This is a genomic window from Streptomyces sp. MMS24-W38 (assembly GCF_059889265.1).
Map to the genome: position 1 here is coordinate 5,341,958 of NZ_JCBCPP010000001.1, position 23,422 is coordinate 5,365,379.

Genomic DNA, 23,422 nt, shown 5'->3' on the forward strand with positions numbered 1-23,422 from the left:
CCGGGTAGTGGATCAGGGGAGGGCAAAACGGGGCATAGGGGGCTATCTTCGCCGATCACATGCCCGCTATGGTCCTCCTATTCGCCTTCGTACGTGATGTGTGCCCTATGCCCGGCCTCACACCGGGCAACCATCGCCCTCACCAAGAGTTGCTGGTGCAAGGCTCTGTGTGAGGGGTGCGGGGAGCCCTGGACCGGCCCGCGAAGAACCCGGGTCTGCCCGGGGAGGCCGGAGGTCCTAGGACCTTCGGTCCGGGTCGTCGCCGCCACCGGTCGGATCCGCGGTGCCGGTGCCCGCCGGTACCGTGAGGACATGAGCCACGGCCCCCGGTCCGGCCTCGCCGCGGTGAGCACCGCGTTGCTGGCCATGAGCAGGCACCTCGAGGTGCGTGACGTCCTCAAGACGATCGTCGCCTCGGCCCGCGAACTGCTCGACGCGGAGTACGCCGCGCTCGGCGTCCCCGACGACCACGGCGGCTTCGCCCAGTTCGTGGTCGACGGCGTCAGCGACGACCAGTGGAAGGCCATAGGCCCCCTCCCGCGCCAGCACGGCATCCTCGCCGCGATGCTCCGCGAGGACGGACCCCAGCGCCTCGCCGACGTGCGCAGGGACCCCCGCTTCGAGGGCTGGCCCAGTGCCCACCCCGACCTGGTCGACTTCCTGGGCCTGCCCATCCGCGACGGCGACGAGGTCATCGGTGCGCTGTTCCTGGCCAACAAAAGGACCCCGGCGGGGGAAGGCCCCCAAGACCCCTTTGGCCCCCCGTGCCCCGCGCCCGAGGGCACCTGCGGGTTCACCCAGGACGACGAGGACGTGCTGGGCATCCTGGCCCAGCACGCGGCGATAGCCCTCACCAACGCCCGGCTCTACGAGCGCAGCCGCGAACTGACCATCGCAGAGGAACGCTCCCGCCTCGCCCACGAACTGCACGACGCCGTCAGCCAGAAGCTGTTCTCCCTGCGCCTCACCGCCCAGGCTGCCGCCCGCCTCGTGGACCGCGACCCGGCCCGGGCCAAGGGGGAGCTCCAGCAGGTGGCCGTCCTGGCGGCCGAGGCCGCCGACGAACTGCGTGCCGCGGTCGTCGAGCTGCGCCCCGCGGCCCTCGACGAGGACGGCCTCGTCCCCACCCTCCGTACCCAGATCCAGGTCCTCGACCGCGCCCACACCGCGCGCGTGACCTTCGCCGGGCAGGGCGCGCGCGCCCTGCCCGCCGCACAGGAGGAGGCCGTGCTGCGCGTCGCCCAGGAGGCGCTGCACAACGCCCTGCGGCACTCGGGGGCGGACCGTGTCGACGTCACCCTGGGCCGGCGCGGCAGTGGCGCCGTTCTGCGGGTCACCGACGACGGCAAGGGGTTCGACCCGCAGATCATCCGCAGTGCCGGACGGCATCTCGGCCTGGTCTCCATGCGCGACCGGGCGAGCGGGGTCGGCGGCAGCCTGACCGTGGAATCGGCGCCCGGCAAGGGCACCACGATCGAGATGGAGGTCCCCGGTGGCTGACGCGATCAGGGTGCTGCTCGTCGACGACCACCAGGTGGTCCGCCGGGGGCTGCGCACCTTTCTGGAGGTGCAGGACGACATCGAGGTCGTCGGCGAGGCGGCGGACGGTGCCGAAGGAGTCGCCCTCGCCGGGGAGCTGCGGCCCGACGTGATCCTGATGGACGTCAGGATGCCGGGCATGGACGGGGTGGAGGCCCTGCGCCGGCTCCGCGAACTGGACCACCCCGCGCGCGTGCTGATCGTCACCAGCTTCACCGAGCAGCGCACCGTGGTCCCGGCCCTGCGCGCGGGCGCCGCCGGATACGTGTACAAGGACATCGACCCCGACGCGCTCGCCGGAGCCATCCGCTCGGTGCACGCCGGACACGTCCTTCTCCAGGCCGAGGTCGCCGGCGCCCTGCTGGCCCAGGAGGAGACCCACTCCGGCCAGGGCCGGGCCGGTTCGCTCACGGAGCGGGAGCGCGAGGTGCTCGGCCTCATAGCGGACGGCCGCTCCAACCGGGAGATCGCCCGCGCCCTGGTCCTCTCCGAGAAGACCGTGAAGACGCATGTCTCGAACATCCTGATGAAGCTCGACCTGGCGGACCGCACCCAGGCAGCCCTGTGGGCGGTGCGCCACGGCCTGAGCGGCTGAGCGTCTGAGTACCTGAGTACCTGAGCGGTGAGCCGGGGGAGGCCGACCCGTGACGTGCTGGGCCGGGCGGAGGGTTCCCCTCCGGTGCGAGATTCATACCGTAGTGGGAATGTCCCCCGGATGGCGCATCCTTCTTCGGCCTCCCGCCGTTCTCCAGTGCGTACCGCGGCGCCTGCCGTGGTGACCGCGAGGAGGGCTCGGAAAGTGAAGAACCTGAAGAAGGCAGTGGCCGTGACGATGGTGGCCGGCGGTCTGCTCGCCGCCGGCACGGGCATGGCCTCCGCCACCGACGGCGCGCACGCCGGCGGCAAGGCCGTGGGCTCCCCGGGCGTCGTCTCGGGCAACGTCATCCAGGTCCCGGTCGACGTCCCGGTCAACGTGTCCGGCAACAGCGTCAACGTGATCGGCCTGCTGAACCCCGCCTTCGGCAACGTGGCCGTCAACGGCTGACGTCTGTCACCCCACCGGTGACGCTCCCGGCCTCCCGGTCCCACCCGGGAGGCCGCTCGGTCCGCCCACGCCGGTCACCGCGGGGGGCCGGGACTCACCCGGCCCCCCGCTCCCGTTCCTCCACCACGGAGTTGTACGCCGCGACCTGCGCCCGCCGGGCCGTCCGCTCCACCGGTCGCAGGGCCTCCCCGCGCGCCGCCATCTCCGACGCGCTCACCGCGCCCCCGTGCCCGTTCGCACCGGCCAGCGAGACCAGTGTCCCCACCCGCCGCGCCAGCTCCAGCACCCGTACCGCTCGCGGCGGATATCCCGGTGCCAGCACCTCACGGCCCGACTCCGCCCGGGCCCGGTACGCGTCGATCGCCGCCTCGGCCACCGGACCCGAGCCGGCCACGTCCAGCCGCGTCAGCACCTCGGTCGCCTCCCTGAGCGCCTCCGCCAGCTCCCGCTCCGCCTCGCCGAGCGAGGGCACGTCGGCGGGCGGCGCCTCCCGCACCGCCAGGCAGTGCCAGACGACCTCCACATGCACATCACCCGCGGGCCCGGCCTCCCGCACCTGCGGCACCAGCCCGAAGGCGGCCCCGTGACCGACCACCGCCTCCCCGGCCTCCAGCGCCCGCGCGTTGAACTCCGGCGGCCCGCTCAGCCCCAGTGGATGCCCCGGCATGGGCAGCGCGACCCGCAGCCCGGTCACCCCGAGCGTCCGCAGCCGCCCCAGCGCCAGCGTGAGACCCACCGGCGCGGACTCACCCGGCACCCCCTCCACCCGGTGCACCGCGTCCTCGCCGACGATGGCGAGCACGGCGTCATCCGGCGAGACAAGACCGGCAATAAGGGCATTTCCCCAAGAGGCGAGGCGTCCTGAACGTGGTTCCGAGAGCATGCCTCCACCCTAAGGACAGGACCGAGGGGATGTCCGGGCCGACCGGTGGCGTAGATTTCATGGAGGGCCGCGCCCACGGGCGCGGCGGACCGACCACAGGCGTACGACAGAGCCGAGAACCCGGCCACACTGCAAGGGGAGACAACGCGCTCATGAGCGATGTTCTGGAGCTTCAGGACGTATCCGTGGTCCGCGAGGGCCGGGCTCTGGTGGACCAGGTCTCCTGGTCGGTGAAGGAGGGCGAGCGCTGGGTCATCCTCGGTCCCAACGGCGCGGGGAAGACCACCCTGCTGAACATCGCCTCCAGTTACCTGTTCCCGAGCAAGGGCACCGCCACCGTCCTCGGCGAGACCCTCGGCACCCCCGGCACCGACGTCTTCGAACTGCGCCCGCGCATCGGTATCGCCGGGAACGGCATGGCCGACAAGCTCCCCAAGAACCAGACGGTCCTGCAGACCGTACTGACCGCCGCCTACGGGATGACCGCCGGCTGGCAGGAGGAGTACGAGGACATCGACGAACAGCGCGCCCGCGCCTTCCTCGACCGCCTCGGCATGTCCGAATTCGTCGACCGCAGGTTCGGCACCCTCTCCGAGGGCGAGCGCAAGCGCACCCTCATCGCCCGCGCGCTGATGACCGACCCCGAACTGCTGCTCCTCGACGAGCCCGCCGCCGGCCTCGACCTGGGCGGCCGCGAGGACCTCGTGCGCCGCCTCGGCCGCCTCGCCCGCGACCCGATCGCCCCCTCCATGGTCATGGTCACGCACCACGTCGAGGAGATCGCCCCCGGCTTCACCCACGTCCTGATGATCCGCCAGGGCCAGATCCTGGCCGCCGGCCCGCTGGAGCTCGAACTCACCTCCCGCAACCTCTCCCTCTGCTTCGGCCTCCCGCTCGTCGTGGAGCAGGTCGGCGACCGCTGGACCGCGCAGGGCCTCCCGATGGCCTGAACCCGGCCGGGGGGGGTTCCGTCCACTCAGAAACCGGGCCTGGAAGGCCCTTTCGAATGCCCCGGCGCCCTGTCGGTGACCGGGTGCGCGGTCCTACCATGCCCATGTGGACATCGATGCATGGCTGTGGTGGCTGATCGGCGCGGCGGTACTCGGCATCGCGCTGGTGATCACCGCGATGCCCGAACTCGGCATGCTCGCGGTGGGCGCCGTCGCCGCGGCGGTGGTCTCCGGAGTCTTCGGCGGCGGCGCCGTGGTCCAGGTCGTGGTCTTCACCGTCGTCTCGACCGCTCTCATCGCCGTCGTACGTCCCATCGCGAACAGGCAACGCGTACAACGCCCCCACCTCGCCAGCGGCGTCGACGCCCTGAAGGGCAAGCAGGCCGTCGTGCTGGAACGGGTCGACGGCTCCGGCGGCCGGATCAAGCTGGCCGGCGAGATCTGGTCGGCGCGCTCCCTCGACGCCGCCCGCTCTTACGAAGTGGGCCAGGAAGTGGACGTCGTGGAGATCGAGGGAGCCACGGCGATCGTCATGTGATCCCGCACCACTGGCCAGCACAGGACAACAACTGGGCCGAACGGCCACCGAGTTGCACGACGGTCTGTCAGACTCGACCAGCAAGATCCGTAACAGGCGTAGGACCTGACGAAGGCGCCGAGGCGAAGAAGGGTTCGGGAAACCGACGATGCAACCGATCATCATCGTCCTGATCATCCTGGTGGTGTTGGTCTTCATCGCCCTGATCAAGACGATCCAAGTCATCCCGCAGGCCAGCGCCGCCATCGTCGAGCGCTTCGGCCGCTACACCCGCACACTCAACGCGGGCCTCAACATCGTCGTCCCGTTCATAGACACCATTCGCAACCGGATCGACCTGCGCGAACAGGTCGTCCCGTTCCCGCCGCAGCCGGTGATCACCCAGGACAACCTGGTCGTCAACATCGACACCGTCATCTACTACCAGGTGACCGACGCACGGGCCGCGACCTACGAGGTCGCCAGCTACATCCAGGCGATCGAGCAGCTCACCGTCACCACCCTGCGCAACATCATCGGCGGCATGGACCTCGAGCGCACCCTGACCTCCCGCGAGGAGATCAACGCGGCCCTGCGCGGCGTCCTCGACGAGGCCACCGGCAAGTGGGGCATCCGCGTCAACCGCGTCGAGCTCAAGGCGATCGAGCCGCCCACCTCCATCCAGGACTCGATGGAGAAGCAGATGCGCGCCGACCGCGACAAGCGCGCCGCGATCCTCCAAGCCGAAGGTGTCCGGCAGTCCGAGATCCTGCGCGCCGAGGGCGAGAAGCAGTCCCAGATCCTGCGCGCCGAGGGCGAGGCCAAGGCCGCCGCCCTCCGGGCCGAGGGCGAGGCCCAGGCCGTCCGTACGGTCTTCGAGGCGATCCACGCGGGCGACCCCGACCAGAAGCTGCTCTCCTACCAGTACCTCCAGATGCTCCCGAAGATCGCGGAGGGCGACGCCAACAAGCTCTGGATCGTCCCCAGCGAGATCGGCGACGCGCTCAAGGGACTCTCCGGGGCCATGGGCAACTTCGGCGGCCTGGGCGGCGGTTCGGGCGGCAGCGGCGCCTCCGGCGGCGCCACGGAGCGCCGCGAGAAGCCCTCCATCGACTGACGGCCGCCGCGCATGGGGCAGGTCCCCGCGCCCCTCCAGGGGCGCGGGGACCTGCCCCATGCGAAGCTCCGCCGCGTGGGCGCGATCAGCCGTGAACAACCCACAGCCGGGAAACCCAGGCTCCTACGGTGAAACCCTCACGCCGCGTCCAGCGCCAGCCAGTCCGGCAGTGCCTCAAGATCGTCCCTCGCCAGCGCGAGCAACATCGCGTCCGCCGGCGTCGGCTCGAACGGCTGCCGCAGCAGAGGCATCCCCGCCTGCTCCGGAGTCCGGTTCGCCTTCCGGTGGTTGTCCTCCGCGCACGAGGCCACCGTGTTCAGCCAGGTGTCCTGCCCACCGTGCGACCGCGGCACCACGTGGTCGACGGTGGTGGCCCGCCGCCCGCAGTACGCGCACCGGTACCGGTCCCGCACCAGCACACCCCGCCTCGACCACGGCGCCCGTCTTCGGAACGGCACCCTGACGTATTGGCAGAGCCTGATCACCCGCGGCACCGGTATGTCCACCTCGGCTCCCCGCATCCGCAGTTCGGGGTGGGCCTGCTCGACGACCGCCTTGTCCTGGAGCACCAGAACGACGGCTCGGTTCAGCGTCACCGTCGACAGCGGCTCGAAGCTCGCGTTCAGTACCAGCGTGTCCCGCATACCAGCCCACCTCCCGTGTGCACCGGCCCACCCCTCGGCGGGCTGGGATCAACTCTGGCCGGGCACGCCGGGATGGACAACGCAATATCTGCTGCCTCAACGGGAGGCGACCCCGCGCCCCCGGCAACAAAAATGCCCGCCCCTGATCGATTCCAAGACCAGGGGCGGGCAAACGTTCCGTGAACGCTGGGATCGGCTCAGGAGCCGGCGGGCACCTCGTACTCACCGATCAGCTGGGCCCGCGCGAGTGTGTGGAACCGCAGATTGAAGCCCACCACGGCAGGGGACGCGTCCGAGTCCGGACCGAGCTTCTCCTGATCCACGGCGTACACCGTGAACACATACCGGTGCGGCCCGTCCCCGGGGGGCGGCGCGGCCCCGCCGAAGTCCTTGGTGCCGTAGTCGTTGCGCGCCTGGATCGCGCCCTCGGGCAGCCCCTCGAACCCGCCGCTGCCCGCGCCGGCCGGCAGCTCGGTCACCGAGGCCGGGATGTCGAACGCCACCCAGTGCCAGAACCCGCTGCCCGTCGGGGCATCCGGGTCGTAGCAGGTCACGGCGAAGCTCCTGGTCTCCGGCGGGAAGCCCGACCAGCGCAGCTGCGGCGACGTGTTGCCGCCCGCCTGCACCTGGGTGTCCCGGAGCGTCGCGCCCTCCTCGACGTCCTCGCTCGTCACCGTGAACGACGGCACGGGCGGGTGGAAGTCATGGGGGAGCGGACGTCGCTCGAACTCGGTCACCTCGGTACCTCCTGATCGATTGCGTTCAGTCGGAGCCGAGCCTAGAACCAGTTGCGCTTGCTGCCGACCTCCGACAGCCACTGGTTGAGGTACGCCGCCCAGTCCGTGCCCTGGTAGTCGTGCAGCCCCATCTTGAACGACCGGAACGTGTCGCTGCCCTCGCTGAACAGACCGGGCTTCTTGTCCATCTCCAGCACGACGTCCATCGCCTGATCGTCGGCCACGAAGGTCAGCTCGACCTGGTGCAGCCCCCGGTACTGCTGCGGCGGGAAGAACTCGATCTCCTGGTAGAAGGGCAGCCGCTGACGAGTCCCCCGGACATGCCCGCGCTCCATGTCCGCGCTCTTGAACCGGAAGCCCAACTGGATGAACGCGTCCAGGATCGCCTTCTGCGCCGGCAGTGGGTGCACGTTGATCGGGTCCAGGTCACCCGAGTCCACGGCCCGCGCGATCGCCAGCTCCGTGGTCACGCCGATGTTCATCCCGCGCAGCGACTGCCCGTCGATCATCGTGATCGGCGTCTCCCACGGGATCTCCAGCCCGAACGGCACCGCGTGCACCGCGCCCGCCTGGAGCTCGAAGGCGCCGCCGAGCCGCGACTTGGTGAACTCGATGTTCTGCTTGTACTCCTCGTCGCCGCTCTCCACCTCGACCTTGGCCTGCAACCCGACCGACAGACCCTCGATCTGCTGGTTCACGGACCCGCCCTGGATGCGCACCTCACCCTGGACGACCCCACCCGGAACGACGTTGTCCTCGTGCAGCACCGTCTCGACCGAAGCCCCGCCGGCTCCCAGGCTCGCGAGCAGCTTCTTGAACGCCATGTCTCTCCCCTTGTCGTCCTCTATCGCGTCGTTGCCGCGTGTGGACCCTTGATCCCTAACAACGCGATCCGGCCCTGGCCGGTTCCGTGTCCGTCACCCTTGCAAGCACGGTGTCCGGTGACCACCCCGTGGCAGCCCCCGACAGGAGTACGCTCGGGCGCCATGATCGCGACCCTTGACCGTACGCCCCTGCCCAGGAGGTTCTTCGACCGCCCTGTCCTCGAGGTCGCTCCCGACCTGCGCGGCCGAATCGTCGTGCGCACCACCCCGGACGGTCCGATCGCCCTCCGCCCGACCGAGGTCGAGGCCTGCGACGGCTCCAACGATCCCGGTTCCCACGCCTGTCGGGGGCGCACCGCCCGCAACGGTGTGATGCCCGGTCCCCCCGACCACGTATACGTTTACCTCACCTGCGGCATGTCGAGTCGGTCAGCATGAACGTTGTGGATCTCGCTCACCCCGCTGAAGAAGTCGCCCCCAAGCTGCTCGGTGCCGTCCTCACCCACGAGGCCCCCGAGGGAACCGTGAGCATCACCATCACGGAGACCGAGGCATACTCCGGTACGGCCGACCCCGCCTCCCACGCCTACCGAGGCAGGACACCCCGCAACGCCGTCATGTTCGGGACTGCGGGACATCTGTACGTCTACCGGTCTCACGGTCTCCACTGGTGCGCCAACATCGTCACCGGAACAGACGGCATCGCCTCGGCCGTCCTCATTCGCGCAGGCAGGGTCATCGAAGGGGAAGACCTGGCACGCGAGCGGCGAGGGACGAAGGTCGAGAGCCCACGCCTTGCGCGCGGTCCGGGGAACTTCTGCCAGGCGCTCGGCATCACGGCAGAGCACAACGGCACAGGCCTGCTGACGGGTGTCTCGGTCGTGCTGTCCGAGGGCGAGCCGGTACCCACCGCACTCATCCGGGTCGGCCCTCGGGTGGGCGTGAGCAGAGCCCATGACTGGCAGCACCGCTTCTACATCGCTGATGATCCGACGGTCTCGGCGTACCGACTGAGCCCGAGAGCCAAGCCGTCCGGCGGAGCCTGAGCCACTGTGCGCCTCGCCGGCCAGTAGCCAGGCCTCGCGCTCCTCGTCTGCGGTATCCGTGGCCGGAGCCTGGTTCCACTCCTCGGCCCTGCCGATGACCTTCCGGACCACGAAGGAGTCAAGGGGGTCTGCCGGGTATGTGATGCGCCGGTCACCTGAGCAGGTGTAGATCCCGTACCGCTCGCCTGCCGCGTTCTTCTTGCTCCACCCCTGCGTCACGACGTCCTGACACTTCGAGCAGTCGACCCTCGGCCCGCAACGACAAGGAACCGGCCAAAGGTCCGGACCGCCTGGCAACGGCCCTGGGTGTGGACCGTTCCCCGGACGGTACGGACGCCTGTACCTCCGAGGACACCCCGCTGAGGATGCTCGCCGGCACCTCGGTCCCCTCCGGCCAGGTACGCGACGGTCCGCGCACCGGAGTCTCGAGCGAGGGCGCCGCACACCCCTGGCGCTTCTGGTCACCGACGACCCGCCGGCGAGCCCGTACCGGGCCCGTGTCGCGAAGCGTCGGCAGAGTTGACTCGTCCCTGGAAGGCGCGTAACGTGGCCCGAGCCGCTGAACCGGGTACGGCAACCGCCTGCAGCCGGAGCGGCCAACCCACTACTTGTTAAGATTGCCCCTCATCGGGGTCGAATTCGTCATGTTCGCATGCCTGAATTCCGAACCCGAAAGCCTGATTATGAATCGAGCGAGGGAATCGGCTAACGTAGTGAATGTCGAAAGGCCGACGGGCGAAAGTCCTGAAGTCGACGACATGTCCCGCCGACCGGGAATCAGGCCCGAAAGAGTCTGATAGAGTCGGAAACGCAAGACCGAAGGGAAGCGCCCGGAGGAAAACCCGCAGGGGTGAGTACGAAGGAAGCGTCCGTTCCTTGAGAACTCAACAGCGTGCCAAAAATCAACGCCAGATATGTTGATACCCCGTCTCCGGTCATCAGGCCGGGACGAGGTTCCTTTGAAGAATCACAGCGAGGACGCTGTGAACCGCCGGACTATTCCTCCGGTGGTTCCGCTCTCGTGTGTGTCACCGGGACATCCCGGAAGCATTCACGGAGAGTTTGATCCTGGCTCAGGACGAACGCTGGCGGCGTGCTTAACACATGCAAGTCGAACGATGAACCACTTCGGTGGGGATTAGTGGCGAACGGGTGAGTAACACGTGGGCAATCTGCCCTCCACTTCGGGACAAGCCCTGGAAACGGGGTCTAATACCGGATACCACCCCCGCCCGCATGGGCGGGGGTCGAAAGCTCCGGCGGTGGAGGATGAGCCCGCGGCCTATCAGCTGGTTGGTGAGGTAACGGCTCACCAAGGCGACGACGGGTAGCCGGCCTGAGAGGGCGACCGGCCACACTGGGACTGAGACACGGCCCAGACTCCTACGGGAGGCAGCAGTGGGGAATATTGCACAATGGGCGCAAGCCTGATGCAGCGACGCCGCGTGAGGGACGACGGCCTTCGGGTTGTAAACCTCTTTCAGCAGGGAAGAAGCGCAAGTGACGGTACCTGCAGAAGAAGCGCCGGCTAACTACGTGCCAGCAGCCGCGGTAATACGTAGGGCGCGAGCGTTGTCCGGAATTATTGGGCGTAAAGAGCTCGTAGGCGGCCTGTCGCGTCGGTTGTGAAAGCCCGGGGCTCAACCCCGGGTCTGCAGTCGATACGGGCAGGCTAGAGTTCGGTAGGGGAGATCGGAATTCCTGGTGTAGCGGTGAAATGCGCAGATATCAGGAGGAACACCGGTGGCGAAGGCGGATCTCTGGGCCGATACTGACGCTGAGGAGCGAAAGCGTGGGGAGCGAACAGGATTAGATACCCTGGTAGTCCACGCCGTAAACGGTGGGCACTAGGTGTTGGCGACATTCCACGTCGTCGGTGCCGCAGCTAACGCATTAAGTGCCCCGCCTGGGGAGTACGGCCGCAAGGCTAAAACTCAAAGGAATTGACGGGGGCCCGCACAAGCAGCGGAGCATGTGGCTTAATTCGACGCAACGCGAAGAACCTTACCAAGGCTTGACATACACCGGAAAACCCTGGAGACAGGGTCCCCCTTGTGGTCGGTGTACAGGTGGTGCATGGCTGTCGTCAGCTCGTGTCGTGAGATGTTGGGTTAAGTCCCGCAACGAGCGCAACCCTTGTCCCGTGTTGCCAGCAGGCCCCTCCGGGGGTGCTGGGGACTCACGGGAGACCGCCGGGGTCAACTCGGAGGAAGGTGGGGACGACGTCAAGTCATCATGCCCCTTATGTCTTGGGCTGCACACGTGCTACAATGGCCGGTACAATGAGCTGCGATACCGCGAGGTGGAGCGAATCTCAAAAAGCCGGTCTCAGTTCGGATTGGGGTCTGCAACTCGACCCCATGAAGTCGGAGTTGCTAGTAATCGCAGATCAGCATTGCTGCGGTGAATACGTTCCCGGGCCTTGTACACACCGCCCGTCACGTCACGAAAGTCGGTAACACCCGAAGCCGGTGGCCCAACCCCTCGTGGGAGGGAGCCGTCGAAGGTGGGACTGGCGATTGGGACGAAGTCGTAACAAGGTAGCCGTACCGGAAGGTGCGGCTGGATCACCTCCTTTCTAAGGAGCACTTCTCACCGATCCCCTCGGGGTGAGGTCAGGGGCCAGTACATCGGCGAACGTCCGATGCTGGTTGCTCATGGGTGGAACGTTGATTATTCGGCCGGCCGTCTCGGGCCGGAGACTGCAAGTACCGCTCCCCGGAGCGTGGAACGCATGATCTCCGGACGGACGCCGGCCGGGCACGCTGTTGGGTGTCTGAGGGCACGGCCGCACGGCCGGGAAGCCTTCGGTGCCGGCCCCGGTGCACCCGAGCCTCGGCTCGGGGTGACGGGTGGTCGGTCGTTGTTTGAGAACTGCACAGTGGACGCGAGCATCTGTGGCCAAGTTTTTAAGGGCGCACGGTGGATGCCTTGGCACCAGGAACCGATGAAGGACGTGGGAGGCCACGATAGTCCCCGGGGAGCCGTCAACCAGGCTGTGATCCGGGGGTTTCCGAATGGGGAAACCCGGCAGTCGTCATGGGCTGTCACCCATACCTGAACACATAGGGTATGCGGAGGGAACGCGGGGAAGTGAAACATCTCAGTACCCGCAGGAAGAGAAAACAACCGTGATTCCGGGAGTAGTGGCGAGCGAAACCGGACGAGGCCAAACCGCAGGCGTGTGAGACCCGGCAGGGGTTGCGCATGCGGGGTTGTGGGATCTCTCTTCCACGGTCTGCCGGCCGTGGGACGAGTCAGAAACCGTATGGATAGGCGAAGGACATGCGAAAGGTCCGGCGCAGAGGGTAAGACCCCCGTAGCCGAAATCTGTACGGCTCGTTGGAGAGACACCCAAGTAGCACGGGGCCCGAGAAATCCCGTGTGAATCCGGCGGGACCACCCGCCAAGCCTAAATATTCCCTGGTGACCGATAGCGGACAGTACCGTGAGGGAATGGTGAAAAGTACCCCGGGAGGGGAGTGAAATAGTACCTGAAACCGTGTGCCTACAAGCCGTGGGAGCGTCGCATGCAGGCTTGCCTGCATGTCGTGACTGCGTGCCTTTTGAAGAATGAGCCTGCGAGTTTGCGGTGTGTTGCGAGGTTAACCCGGGTGGGGAAGCCGTAGCGAAAGCGAGTCCGAACAGGGCGTTTCAGTAGCACGCTCAAGACCCGAAGCGGAGTGATCTAGCCATGGGCAGGTTGAAGCGGCTGTAAGAGGTCGTGGAGGACCGAACCCACCAGGGTTGAAAACCTGGGGGATGACCTGTGGTTAGGGGTGAAAGGCCAATCAAACTCCGTGATAGCTGGTTCTCCCCGAAATGCATTTAGGTGCAGCGTCGCGTGTTTCTTGCCGGAGGTAGAGCACTGGATAGGCGATGGGCCCTACCGGGTTACTGACCTTAGCCAAACTCCGAATGCCGGCAAGTGAGAGCGCGGCAGTGAGACCGTGGGGGATAAGCTCCATGGTCGAGAGGGAAACAGCCCAGAGCATCGACTAAGGCCCCCAAGCGTACGCTAAGTGGGAAAGGATGTGGAGTCGCACAGACAACCAGGAGGTTGGCTTAGAAGCAGCCATCCTTGAAAGAGTGCGTAATAGCTCACTGGTCTAGTGATTCCGCGCCGACAATGTAGCGGGGCTCAAGCGTACCGCCGAAGTCGTGTCATTGCGATATGTACCCCCAACGGGGATCGTGATGGGTAGGGGAGCGTCGTGTGCCGGGTGAAGCAGCCGCGGAAGCGAGTTGTGGACGGTTCACGAGTGAGAATGCAGGCATGAGTAGCGATTCACACGTGAGAAACGTGTGCGCCGATTGACCAAGGGTTCCTGGGTCAAGCTGATCTGCCCAGGGTAAGTCGGGACCTAAGGCGAGGCCGACAGGCGTAGTCGATGGACAACCGGTTGATATTCCGGTACCCGCTGTGAAGCGACAGACATCGAACCAGGCGATGCTAAGTCCGTGAAGCCGCCCCGGATCCTTCGGGTGAAGGGGAGTGGTGGAGCCGACGGACCAGACCTGTAGTAGGTGAGTGATGGGGTGACGCAGGAAGGTAGTCCAGCCCGGGCGGTGGTTGTCCCGGGGTAAGGGTGTAGGACGTCAGGCAGGCAAATCCGCCTGACATGTGTCTGAGACCCGATGCCGAGCCGATTGCGGTGAAGTGGATGATCCTATGCTGTCGAGAAAAGCCTCTAGCGAGTTTCATGGCGGCCCGTACCCCAAACCGACTCAGGTGGTCAGGTAGAGAATACCGAGGCGTTCGGGTGAACTATGGTTAAGGAACTCGGCAAAATGCCCCCGTAACTTCGGGAGAAGGGGGGCCACGCCCGGTGATCCGATTTACTCGGTGAGCTGGGGGTGGCCGCAGAGACCAGCGAGAAGCGACTGTTTACTAAAAACACAGGTCCGTGCGAAGCCGTAAGGCGAGGTATACGGACTGACGCCTGCCCGGTGCTGGAACGTTAAGGGGACCGGTCAGTCAGGATTCGTCCTGGCGAAGCTGAGAACTTAAGCGCCAGTAAACGGCGGTGGTAACTATAACCATCCTAAGGTAGCGAAATTCCTTGTCGGGTAAGTTCCGACCTGCACGAATGGCGTAACGACTTCTCGACTGTCTCAACCATAGGCCCGGTGAAATTGCATTACGAGTAAAGATGCTCGTTTCGCGCAGCAGGACGGAAAGACCCCGGGACCTTTACTACAGTTTGATATTGGTGTTCGGTTCGGCTTGTGTAGGATAGCTGGGAGACCGTGAAGCCGCCACGCCAGTGGTGGTGGAGTCGTCGTTGAAATACCAGTCTGGTCGTGCTGGATGTCTAACCTGGGTCCGTGATCCGGATCAGGGACAGTGTCTGATGGGTAGTTTAACTGGGGCGGTTGCCTCCTAAAGGGTAACGGAGGCGCCCAAAGGTTCCCTCAGCCTGGTTGGCAATCAGGTGGTGAGTGTAAGTGCACAAGGGAGCTTGACTGTGAGACCGACGGGTCGAGCAGGGACGAAAGTCGGGACTAGTGATCCGGCGGTGGCTTGTGGAAGCGCCGTCGCTCAACGGATAAAAGGTACCCCGGGGATAACAGGCTGATCTTCCCCAAGAGTCCATATCGACGGGATGGTTTGGCACCTCGATGTCGGCTCGTCGCATCCTGGGGCTGGAGTCGGTCCCAAGGGTTGGGCTGTTCGCCCATTAAAGCGGTACGCGAGCTGGGTTTAGAACGTCGTGAGACAGTTCGGTCCCTATCCGCTGCGCGCGCAGGAACATTGAGAAGGGCTGTCCCTAGTACGAGAGGACCGGGACGGACGAACCTCTGGTGTGCCAGTTGTTCTGCCAAGGGCATGGCTGGTTGGCTACGTTCGGGAGGGATAACCGCTGAAAGCATCTAAGCGGGAAGCCTGCTTCGAGATGAGTGTTCCCACCCACTTGATGGGGTAAGGCTCCCAGTAGACGACTGGGTTGATAGGCCGGATCTGGAAGCCTCGTAAGGGGTGGAGGTGACCGGTACTAATAGGCCGAGGGCTTGTCCTCAGTTGCTCGCGTCCACTGTGTTAGTTCTGAGACAACGACCGTTGTCGGCTTTGAGCGGAACACAATAGAAGAGTGTGCTTGTTCGCTCGAAACCATTAGGGTTTCGGTGGTCATAGCGTAGGGGAAACGCCCGGTTACATTCCGAACCCGGAAGCTAAGCCTTACAGCGCCGATGGTACTGCAGGGGGGACCCTGTGGGAGAGTAGGACGCCGCCGAACAATCTTTGGAAGGACCCTTGGTCCCAGCGTTCAGCTGGGACCAAGGGTCCTTTTTTATTTCTGGAGCGCGCCGGAGGTCCGGCTGCGTGAGAATGCTTGCGGTACCGAAGACAGGAGTCACCCATGTCCACCAACTCTCCCGACGATCGACCGGAGCGCGACCAGCGGCGACGGGACAGTGGGGACCGTTCGGACCGTGGCGGTCAGCGAGGAGGCCCGCGTCGGTCCAGTGACCATCACCGCGGGGACCGCAGGGACGGAGACCGCGACCGCGGGTTCCGTCGGGACGACCGTGGTGGCAGCCGGCCGGAGCGCGGTGGTTTCCGAGGCCGTGACGACAGCCGTGGCGATGAGCGTGGCGGTTACCGCAGTCGGGACGACCGCAGGGACGACCGCCGTGACGGTGAACGCGAGCGTTCCGGCTTCCGTCGTGATGACGACCGGGGTTACGGGCGACGAGATGACCGGCGTGATGACCGGCGGCGTGACGATCGTGGCGAGCGGGGTGCTTACCGAGGCCGTGACGACAGCCGTGGCGGTGACCGGGGCGGTTACCGTCGCGACGACAACCCCGGCGGCCGGGGCGGTTTCCGCGGGCGTGACGATCGTGGTGGCTTCCGTCGGGACGATCGTGATGACCGGGACCGTGGTGGCTTCCGTCGGGACGATCGTGATGACCGGGACCGTGGTGGCTTCCGCCGGGACGACCGCGATCGTGGTGGCTTCCGCCGGGACGACCGTGGTGATCGGGGTGGTTTCCGTCGGGATGACAGCCGTGGTGGTGAGCGTGGCGGTTACCGCAGTCGGGACGACCGCAGGGACGACCGCCGTGACGGTGAACGCGAGCGTTCCGGCTTCCGTCGTGATGACGACCGGGGTTACGGGCGACGAGATGACCGGCGTGATGACCGGCGGCGTGACGATCGTGGCGAGCGGGGTGCTTACCGAGGCCGTGACGACAGCCGTGGCGGTGACCGTGGTGGTTACCGGGGCCGCGAGGACAGTCGCGGTGCCGACCGGGGTTACGGTCGGCGTGATGACAGCCGTGGCGGCGAGCGGGGCGGCTTCCGGGGCCGCGAGGACCGAGACCGTGACGACCGCGGGCGTGGGCCGCGTCGGGATGACCGGGGTGGGCGACCGGGCGGTTTCCGCGGGCGCGACGACCGGCACGGAGGCGGCCGGTTCCGTGAGGAGCGCGACCGGGACCGCGAGCCCATCAAGCGGCTGCCGATCCCCGAGGACGTCACGGGTGAGGAGATCGACAAGGACGTACGGCAGGAACTGCAGAGCCTGCCCAAGACCCTCGCGGAGGATGTCGCCAGGAACCTGGTGATGGTCGCCCGGTTGATCGACGAGGACCCCGGGGGCGCCTACGGCTACTCCAGGGTGGCTCTGCGGCTGGCGTCGCGTGTCGCCGCCGTACGGGAAGCCGCCGGCTTCGCCGCCTACGCCAACCAGAAGTACTCCGAGGCGCTTGCCGAGTTCCGGGCGGCGCGGCGGATGACCGGGACCGCGGAGCTGTGGCCTCTCATGGCCGACTGCGAGCGTGGGATCGGACGGCCGGAGAAGGCACTGGACATGGCCGGTGCTCCCGAAGTGCAGAAGCTCGACAAGGCCGGGCAGGTCGAGATGCGGCTCGTGGCGGCCGGCGCTCGACGTGACATGGGGCAGCTGGACGCCGCCATCGTGACGCTGCAGAGCTCCGAGCTCGCGTCCCACTCCGTGCAGCCGTGGACCGCGAGGCTGAGGTACGCGTACGCCGATGCGCTTCTCGCCGCCGGACGGGCCGGTGAGGCACGGGAGTGGTTCGCGAAGGCCGTGGAGGCCGACCGGGACGGCAGCACGGACGCTTCGGACCGGCTGGCCGAACTGGACGGCGTGGAGTTCATGGACGCGCTCGACGACGAGAGTGACGACATCGACGCCGACTCCGATGCCTCGGAGGGCAGGGACGAGAGCGACGTGGACAAGGACTGACGGCTCACGCCTGTGACGCAGGACGAAGGGGTGGGATTTCTGGTTCACCCGACCGGGAATCCCACCCCTTCCTGCTTTCCGCTCCTTGCTTTCCGCGTTTTCTGCGTCACCCGTCAGAACGCGCGCAGTACCAGTCCCGACGCCGGCTTGGGCCCGAAGGACGTCGACTTGCGGGGCATCGTCACGCCCTGGCGGGCGAGGTCGCGGACGACCTCCTCACGGACCGGGTTCAGCAGTACCGCCGTACCGCCGTCGCGTTCCGCCTTCTCGACGGTCGCGGCCGTGTCGTGGATGTAGGCGATATGGGCCGGGGAGTCCTCGGGGATGCGCCACACCTGCTTCAGGAGCGTGGAGTGCAGGACCGTGGCGTCCAGGGTGCGCCAGGCCGCCGGGCGGTCGCCGGGGACGGTGCGGGCCAGCAGATCAGGGTCCGGGCGGTCGACGAGGTGGAAGGTGCCGTCACCGGCCAGCAGGAAGGCGTTGCCCGCGCCGGCCGCCTCGGCCAGTACCTCCATGGCGTCCGGCAACGGGGCGTCCACGCGGCGGACCCGGAACAGACCGTCGAGGGCGGCCAGCGCGTCCGCGACGGGCAGGCCGTGCAGCAGGCGATGGATCGCGCGGACCCGCAGCGGGTACCGGGCCGTGTCGACCAGGAGCACCAGGCCGTCGTCCCAGGGACTGGGGGAGGGGTGCTCCGCGCGGAGCCGGCGGTAGGTCGCCCAGCGGTGGTGGCCGTCGGCGATGAGGGCCTGCTGGCCGGCCAGGTCGGTCCGGACCGTGGCCAGGTCGGCGGGGTCGGTGAGGGACCACAGCCGGTGACAGAAGCCGTCCTCCGTGGTGGTCGCGAGGAGGGGAGGGGTCTTGGCCGTGCGCTCGATCAGGGCGGCGGTGGCATCGGTCGAACCGTCGCCGGGATAGCTCAGCAACAGGGGCTCGAGGTTCGCGGACGTGGCCAGCATCAGGGCCGCGCGGTCGGCGACGACGTGCGGCATGACGTCCTCGTGCGGCAGGACCAGCCGCTCGTCGGGGTCCGAGACGCGCAGGGCGCCGATGATCCCGCGTTGCAGCAGGCCGTTGCCGTCGCGTTGTTCGTAGACGTACAGGCAGGGTTCGGGGTCCGTGGCCAGGACGCCCTCGGCGCGCCAGCGGTTCAGGGTGTCGGCGGCCTGGGTGTTGCGGGTCTCGGGGGTGTCGGCCTCGGGCAGGATCAGCCGGACGATGTTGTAGGGGTCGGCGGACTGCAGGTGGTGCAGACCGTCGGGGCGGACGACGACGTCGTACGGCGGGGATGTCACGGCGGCCAGGCTGCCGACCCGGTCGGGATCGTAGCGAAGGCCTTGGAACGGGGTGAGTTCCAGGCCTCGGCGCGCCTTTGCTTCCGAGGGACCTGCAGTCTTCATCAGGGCATCGTACGGGGCCGGTGGCATGAGGGATGATCGGGGGAAAGCCGTCGAACGAGGAGCGATGCGAAATGAGCCGGAGCGTCAGGACGAGGCCCGGGGGCAGTGGGCAGGCCCTGAGCGAGGCGTACGACACGGCGCTGCTCGACCTCGACGGTGTGGTGTACGCGGGTGGGGAGGCGATCGTCCATGCGGTCGACTCGCTGGCCACGGCTCGCGAGGGAGGCATGCACCTGGCGTACGTGACGAACAACGCCCTGCGTACTCCGGACACGGTGGCCGCGCATCTCACGGAGCTGGGGATACCGACGGACGCCGGGGACGTGATCACATCGGCGCAGGCGGTCGCGCGGCTGATCAGCGAGCAGGTGCCGCAGGGGGCCAGGGTGCTGGTGATCGGCGGCGAGGGCCTGCGGGTGGCGCTGGGTGAGCGCGGCCTGGTGCCCGTGGAGTCGGCGGACGACGATCCGGTCGCGGTGGCACAGGGGTACGGCGGGCCGGACTTCCCGTGGGGCCGGTTCGGGGAGGCGAGTTACGCGATCGCGCGCGGGGTGCCGTGGTTCGCGTCCAACACGGATCTGACGATCCCCAGCGGGCGGGGCATCGCCCCGGGCAACGGCGCGGCGGTGGAGGTCGTGCGCATCGCCACGGGTGCCGAGCCGCAGGTGGCGGGCAAACCGCTGCCGCCGATGCACCGGGAGACGATTCTGCGTACGGGCGCCGAACGGCCCCTGGTGGTGGGAGACCGGCTGGACACGGACATCGAGGGCGCGTTCAACGGTGGGGTGGATTCGCTGCTGGTGCTGACCGGGGTCACCGACGGGGCGCAGCTGCTGGCCGCGCCGCCGCAGCACCGGCCGACCTACGTCGACGCCGACCTGCGCGGGATGCTCACCGGGCAGCCGGAGGTGACCGCGGCGGACGGCGACGGCGGATTCCAGTGCGGTGGCTGGACGGCGGCAGCGGACGGCGGGGCCCTGGCGTTGGACGGGGACGGCGCAGCTCTGGACGGGCTGCGCGCGTTGTGCGCGGCGGCGTGGACAGCGGCGGGCGACGACGTGTGCGCGTTGGACGGAGCGAAGGCGCTGGCCCGGCTGGGTTTGTGAGGCACCCTCGACTCAGAACCTCAGCACCTCAGGATCGTGATCGCTTAGGAGGGTAGGCTAACCTAACTGCGTGTTGGTCGACAGCCCTCCCGAACCGCGCGCGGACATTGCCCCCGCGCCTCCGAACCGCCGGGCGATGCTACGCGTCCTCGGTCTGTTCCTCTCCGCCGCGATCCTGGTGGTCATCGTCCTGGCGAGTATCGCGATCGGGGCGAAGGACCTGTCCCTGGACCAGGTCTGGCACGGCTTGTTCGAGGAAACGGGCACCTACAGTGACGTCGTCGTCGCCGACCGGCTGTCACGGACCCTGCTCGGCGTGCTGGCCGGCGCCGCGCTCGGCCTGGCGGGGGCGGTGCTGCAGGCGCTCACCCGCAATCCGCTCGCCGATCCGGGACTGCTCGGCATCAACGCGGGCGCGTCGGCGGCGGTCGTCACGGCCATCACCTTCTTCGGCGTCACGTCGCTGTCGGGCTATGTGTGGTTCGCGTTCGGCGGGGCGGCCGCGGTCGGTGCCCTGGTGTGGTTCCTCGGCGGCAGCCGGGGCGCGACCCCGGTGCGCCTGGTGCTGGCCGGCACCGCGATCACCGCGGCGCTGTTCGGCTACCTCCAGGCGGTGATGATCCTGGACGAGGCGGCCCTGGGGAGGATGCGCTTCTGGACGGTCGGGTCGCTGTCCTCGGCGAGCGGCTCGGTCATCCGGCAGGTACTGCCGTTCCTGCTGGTCGGGTTCGTGCTGGCGCTGCTGCTCGCCCGGCCGCTGAACGCCATGGCCATGGGCGACGACACCGCCAGGGCCCTCGGGGCCAACCTGAACCGCACGCGGGCGCTGGCCATGCTCGCCGCGACCGTGCTGTGCGGGGCCGCGACGGCAGCCTGCGGGCCGATCGTCTTCGTGGGGCTGATGGTGCCGCACGTCGTGCGCTCGTTCACCGGACCCGACCTGCGCTGGATCCTGCCGTACGCGGCGGTCCTGTCACCGGTGCTGCTGCTCGGCGCCGATGTCATCGGCCGTGTTCTGGCCCGGCCCGCGGAACTCCAGGTCGGCATCGTCACCGCGATCATCGGCGGCCCGGTCTTCATCTTTCTCGTACGACGGCGGAGGACGGCCCAGCTGTGAAGACCAACCGTGCCGTGCGGACGCCGGGCGGCCTCTCGTTCCGGGTGGACGTGCGGGCCCTCGTCGTCGCCGTCCTGCTCCTGCTCGTGGCACTCACCGCGAGCGTGGTGCTGATCGGCACCGGCGACTTCCCGATACCGGCCGCCGACGTGATCCGGACCCTGCTGGGCGAGGGCGACCCGGGCCAGGAGTTCATCGTCACCGAACTGCGGCTGCCCCGGGTGCTGGTCGGGCTGCTGGTCGGCGTCTCGCTCGGGCTTGGCGGCGCGCTGTTCCAGTCCATCTCCCGTAATCCCCTGGGCAGTCCGGACGTCCTCGGCCTCGGCCAGGGCGCCACGGCCGGCGCGCTCGTGGTGATCGTGCTGTTCTCCGGGACCGCCAACCAGGTTGCCGTCGGTGCGCTGATCGGCGGACTGGTGACCGGGTTCGCCATCTATGTGCTCGCCTGGAAGCGGGGCGTGCACGGATACCGGCTGGTCCTGGTCGGTATCGGTGTCTCCGCGGTCGTCACCGCGGTCAACGGCTATCTGCTCACCAAGTCCGACATCGTCGACGCGGCCCGTGCGGTGGTGTGGATGACCGGCTCCCTCGACGGCCGTGACTGGGACCAGGTCTGGCCCCTGCTCGCGCTGTGCGTCATCCTCGTACCGCTGGTCCTCGCCAACTCCCGCGGGCTCAGGATGATGGAGATGGGCGACGACGTCTCGTACGCCCTCGGGGTCCGGGTGGAGCGCGTGCGGCTGCTGCTGATGCTGTCCGCCGTACTGCTCACCGCGTCCGCGACCGCCGCCTCCGGGCCGGTCGGCTTCGTCGCGCTCACCGCGCCGCAGCTCGCCCGGCGCCTGACTCGTTCGCCCGGCCCCAACCTGGTGGCGTCGATGTGCATGGGCGCCGCCCTGCTGGTGAGCGCCGACTGGATCTCGCAGCGGGCCTTCGGCGCCGAGCAGTTGCCCGTGGGCGTGGTCACCGGGGTGCTCGGCGGCGTCTACCTGCTGTGGCTGCTGGTCACCGAGCGCAAGGCGGGCCGGATATGAGCGCCGGGAGCGCCAGGAACTCCACCACCGCCGGCGGCGGACGGAACAACCGAAGGAGCACCGTGAACCGACTGTCCGCCGAGGACGTCACCCTCGCCTACGACCAGCGGGTCATCGCCGAGCAGTTGTCGGTGGAGATACCGGACAACTCCTTCACCGTGATCGTCGGCCCGAACGCCTGCGGCAAGTCGACGCTCCTGCGGGCGCTGTCGCGCATGCTGAAGCCCACTCAGGGGCGGGTGCTGCTGGACGGCCAGGTCATCCAGTCGATGCCCGCGAAGAAGGTCGCCCGCACCCTCGGACTGCTGCCCCAGTCGTCGATCGCGCCCGACGGGATCACCGTCGCCGACCTGGTGGGCCGGGGCCGGTATCCGCACCAGGGCATCCTGCGCCAGTGGTCGGCCGAGGACGAGCGGGTCGTCCAGGAGTCGATGGCCCGGACCGGCATCGCGGACCTCGGCGAACGCCCTGTCGACGAACTCTCCGGCGGGCAGCGCCAGCGCGTGTGGATCGCCATGGCGCTCGCCCAGGAGACCCCGCTGCTGCTCCTGGACGAGCCGACGACCTACCTGGACATCCAGCACCAGATCGACGTACTCGACCTGTGCGCGGAACTGCACGAGGAGCAGGGGCGCACCCTGGTCGCCGTCCTGCACGACCTCAACCACGCCGCCCGGTACGCCACCCACCTCATCGCCCTGCGCGGAGGAAAGGTCATCGCGCAGGGCGCGCCGAAGGAGATCGTCACCGCCGGACTGGTCGAGCAGGTCTTCGGGCTGAGCTGCCAGGTCATCGACGACCCCGAGACGGGAACGCCCCTGATCGTGCCGGCGGCCCGCAAGGCGCGTGTCGCGGCCGGAACCGGGCGGACCGCGAACCGGCAGGAGAAGGTGGGCGTCAGAGAAGCTTCCTGAGGTGGAACAGGTCGCGCAGACCCGCCTCCAGTCTCACCCGGCCCGAAGCCCAGGCCCTGGCGAAGTGCAGTTCGCCGTCGACCAGGGCCAGCAGGTCGTCCCCCTTCATGGCGAGCCTGAGCTGGGCCTTCTCGCGCGGAGGGCCCTCGAAGGTGTCGTGCACCTCGATCCGTCCGCCGGTGAGGCGGCCGACGAGGGTCACGTCCAGATCGGTGATGTGACAGCTGACGGAGCGGTCCATCGCCGCCGCCGCGCGGACGTCGCCCTCGGCGTGCCGCATGCTGTCCGAAAGTCTGGTGAGTGCGGCGCGGCACTCCTCGATCGTGGCCATCG

Annotated in this window: 19 protein-coding genes, 3 rRNA genes and 2 pseudogenes; 17 read left to right on the top strand and 7 right to left on the bottom strand. The window is 67.9% G+C overall.

From position 1 onward, the window contains the following. The first annotated feature begins 312 nt into the window (after positions 1–312). From AC6F7H_RS23305 to AC6F7H_RS23315, 3 genes are all read left to right on the top strand, one after another. Positions 313–1,500, top strand: a complete 1,188-nt coding sequence (locus AC6F7H_RS23305) for a GAF domain-containing sensor histidine kinase (RefSeq protein ID WP_500758856.1) — start codon at positions 313–315, stop codon at positions 1,498–1,500. Further along, positions 1,493–2,134: a response regulator gene (locus AC6F7H_RS23310; protein WP_406728246.1), complete on the top strand. Its 642-nt coding sequence runs from the start codon at positions 1,493–1,495 to the stop codon at positions 2,132–2,134. Before AC6F7H_RS23305 ends, AC6F7H_RS23310 begins: the two co-directional genes overlap by 8 nt. Positions 2,135–2,338: 204 nt before the next feature. Next, positions 2,339–2,584 (top strand): chaplin, encoded by a 246-nt coding sequence (locus AC6F7H_RS23315; RefSeq protein WP_500758857.1) that lies wholly within the window; start codon positions 2,339–2,341, stop codon positions 2,582–2,584. Between the two features lie 94 nt (positions 2,585–2,678). Here AC6F7H_RS23315 and AC6F7H_RS23320 read toward each other — a convergent pair whose 3' ends face one another. Then, entirely contained in the window at positions 2,679–3,467 is a 789-nt protein-coding gene (locus AC6F7H_RS23320) for an Rv1486c family protein (RefSeq protein WP_500758858.1), read from the bottom strand. A gap of 152 nt (positions 3,468–3,619) precedes the next feature. On the opposite strand from AC6F7H_RS23320, the gene AC6F7H_RS23325 reads away from it, so the two are divergent. From AC6F7H_RS23325 to AC6F7H_RS23335, 3 genes are all read left to right on the top strand, one after another. Next, entirely contained in the window at positions 3,620–4,417 is a 798-nt protein-coding gene (locus AC6F7H_RS23325) for an ABC transporter ATP-binding protein (RefSeq protein WP_109383204.1), read from the top strand. 106 nt (positions 4,418–4,523) lie between these two features. After that, complete coding sequence (locus tag AC6F7H_RS23330; protein WP_500758859.1) at positions 4,524–4,955, top strand: NfeD family protein; 432 nt, start codon at positions 4,524–4,526, stop codon at positions 4,953–4,955. Positions 4,956–5,103: 148 nt separating this feature from the next. Further along, on the top strand, positions 5,104–6,051 hold the full coding sequence (locus AC6F7H_RS23335) for an SPFH domain-containing protein (protein ID WP_500758860.1): 948 nt from the start codon (positions 5,104–5,106) through the stop codon (positions 6,049–6,051). Between the two features lie 137 nt (positions 6,052–6,188). Here the strand turns inward: AC6F7H_RS23335 and AC6F7H_RS23340 are convergent, their stop codons facing one another. The 3 genes from AC6F7H_RS23340 to AC6F7H_RS23350 form a co-directional block, all read right to left on the bottom strand. Next, positions 6,189–6,695 carry an HNH endonuclease gene (locus tag AC6F7H_RS23340; RefSeq protein WP_500758861.1) on the bottom strand — a complete coding sequence of 169 codons (507 nt, stop codon included), beginning with the start codon at positions 6,693–6,695 and terminating at the stop codon, positions 6,189–6,191. A gap of 197 nt (positions 6,696–6,892) precedes the next feature. After that, a complete protein-coding gene (locus AC6F7H_RS23345; RefSeq protein ID WP_500758862.1) occupies positions 6,893–7,432 on the bottom strand; it encodes a YbhB/YbcL family Raf kinase inhibitor-like protein in 540 nt (179 codons plus the stop codon). A gap of 41 nt (positions 7,433–7,473) precedes the next feature. After that, positions 7,474–8,256: a sporulation protein gene (locus tag AC6F7H_RS23350; RefSeq protein ID WP_500758863.1), complete on the bottom strand. Its 783-nt coding sequence runs from the start codon at positions 8,254–8,256 to the stop codon at positions 7,474–7,476. 162 nt (positions 8,257–8,418) lie between these two features. On the opposite strand from AC6F7H_RS23350, the pseudogene AC6F7H_RS23355 reads away from it, so the two are divergent. The 6 genes and pseudogenes from AC6F7H_RS23355 to rrf form a co-directional block, all read left to right on the top strand. After that, a pseudogene (locus AC6F7H_RS23355) lies at positions 8,419–8,676 on the top strand (DNA-3-methyladenine glycosylase); the annotation flags it as partial. Between the two features lie 14 nt (positions 8,677–8,690). Further along, positions 8,691–9,302 (top strand): DNA-3-methyladenine glycosylase, encoded by a 612-nt coding sequence (locus AC6F7H_RS23360; RefSeq protein WP_500758864.1) that lies wholly within the window; start codon positions 8,691–8,693, stop codon positions 9,300–9,302. 242 nt (positions 9,303–9,544) lie between these two features. Beyond that, positions 9,545–9,825 (top strand): annotated as a pseudogene (locus AC6F7H_RS23365) (DNA-3-methyladenine glycosylase); the annotation flags it as partial. A 527-nt stretch (positions 9,826–10,352) separates the two neighbouring features. Then, positions 10,353–11,880 (top strand): 16S ribosomal RNA (locus AC6F7H_RS23370). 321 nt (positions 11,881–12,201) lie between these two features. Continuing rightward, positions 12,202–15,322, top strand: a 23S ribosomal RNA gene (locus AC6F7H_RS23375). Positions 15,323–15,424: 102 nt separating this feature from the next. Continuing rightward, a 5S ribosomal RNA gene (gene rrf, locus AC6F7H_RS23380) occupies positions 15,425–15,541 on the top strand. Together the 16S, 23S and 5S rRNA genes form the textbook arrangement of a ribosomal RNA operon. Before the next feature lie 117 nt (positions 15,542–15,658). Here the strand turns inward: rrf and AC6F7H_RS23385 are convergent. Beyond that, the gene (locus tag AC6F7H_RS23385; protein ID WP_500762204.1) at positions 15,659–16,711 is read right to left on the bottom strand and encodes a hypothetical protein; all 1,053 of its coding nucleotides are present in this window, start codon (positions 16,709–16,711) and stop codon (positions 15,659–15,661) included. Between the two features lie 54 nt (positions 16,712–16,765). On the opposite strand from AC6F7H_RS23385, the gene AC6F7H_RS23390 reads away from it, so the two are divergent. Continuing rightward, positions 16,766–17,518: a tetratricopeptide repeat protein gene (locus AC6F7H_RS23390; RefSeq protein WP_500762007.1), complete on the top strand. Its 753-nt coding sequence runs from the start codon at positions 16,766–16,768 to the stop codon at positions 17,516–17,518. Positions 17,519–17,631: 113 nt separating this feature from the next. Here AC6F7H_RS23390 and AC6F7H_RS23395 read toward each other — a convergent pair whose 3' ends face one another. Beyond that, complete coding sequence (locus AC6F7H_RS23395; protein WP_500758865.1) at positions 17,632–18,918, bottom strand: DUF1015 domain-containing protein; 1,287 nt, start codon at positions 18,916–18,918, stop codon at positions 17,632–17,634. Between the two features lie 71 nt (positions 18,919–18,989). Between AC6F7H_RS23395 and AC6F7H_RS23400 the strand changes: the two genes are divergently transcribed. From AC6F7H_RS23400 to AC6F7H_RS23415, 4 genes are all read left to right on the top strand, one after another. Beyond that, entirely contained in the window at positions 18,990–20,024 is a 1,035-nt protein-coding gene (locus AC6F7H_RS23400; protein ID WP_500758866.1) for an HAD hydrolase-like protein, read from the top strand. A 70-nt stretch (positions 20,025–20,094) separates the two neighbouring features. Beyond that, positions 20,095–21,141: a FecCD family ABC transporter permease gene (locus tag AC6F7H_RS23405; RefSeq protein ID WP_500758867.1), complete on the top strand. Its 1,047-nt coding sequence runs from the start codon at positions 20,095–20,097 to the stop codon at positions 21,139–21,141. Further along, on the top strand, positions 21,138–22,175 hold the full coding sequence (locus AC6F7H_RS23410) for a FecCD family ABC transporter permease (RefSeq protein WP_500758868.1): 1,038 nt from the start codon (positions 21,138–21,140) through the stop codon (positions 22,173–22,175). The genes AC6F7H_RS23405 and AC6F7H_RS23410 overlap by 4 nt, the downstream gene beginning before the upstream one ends. Beyond that, positions 22,172–23,089, top strand: a complete 918-nt coding sequence (locus tag AC6F7H_RS23415) for an ABC transporter ATP-binding protein (protein WP_500758869.1) — start codon at positions 22,172–22,174, stop codon at positions 23,087–23,089. Before AC6F7H_RS23410 ends, AC6F7H_RS23415 begins: the two co-directional genes overlap by 4 nt. Here the strand turns inward: AC6F7H_RS23415 and AC6F7H_RS23420 are convergent. After that, positions 23,073–23,420 carry an SCP2 sterol-binding domain-containing protein gene (locus AC6F7H_RS23420; protein WP_500758870.1) on the bottom strand — a complete coding sequence of 116 codons (348 nt, stop codon included), beginning with the start codon at positions 23,418–23,420 and terminating at the stop codon, positions 23,073–23,075. The genes AC6F7H_RS23415 and AC6F7H_RS23420 overlap by 17 nt on opposite strands. Positions 23,421–23,422: the final 2 nt, after the last annotated feature.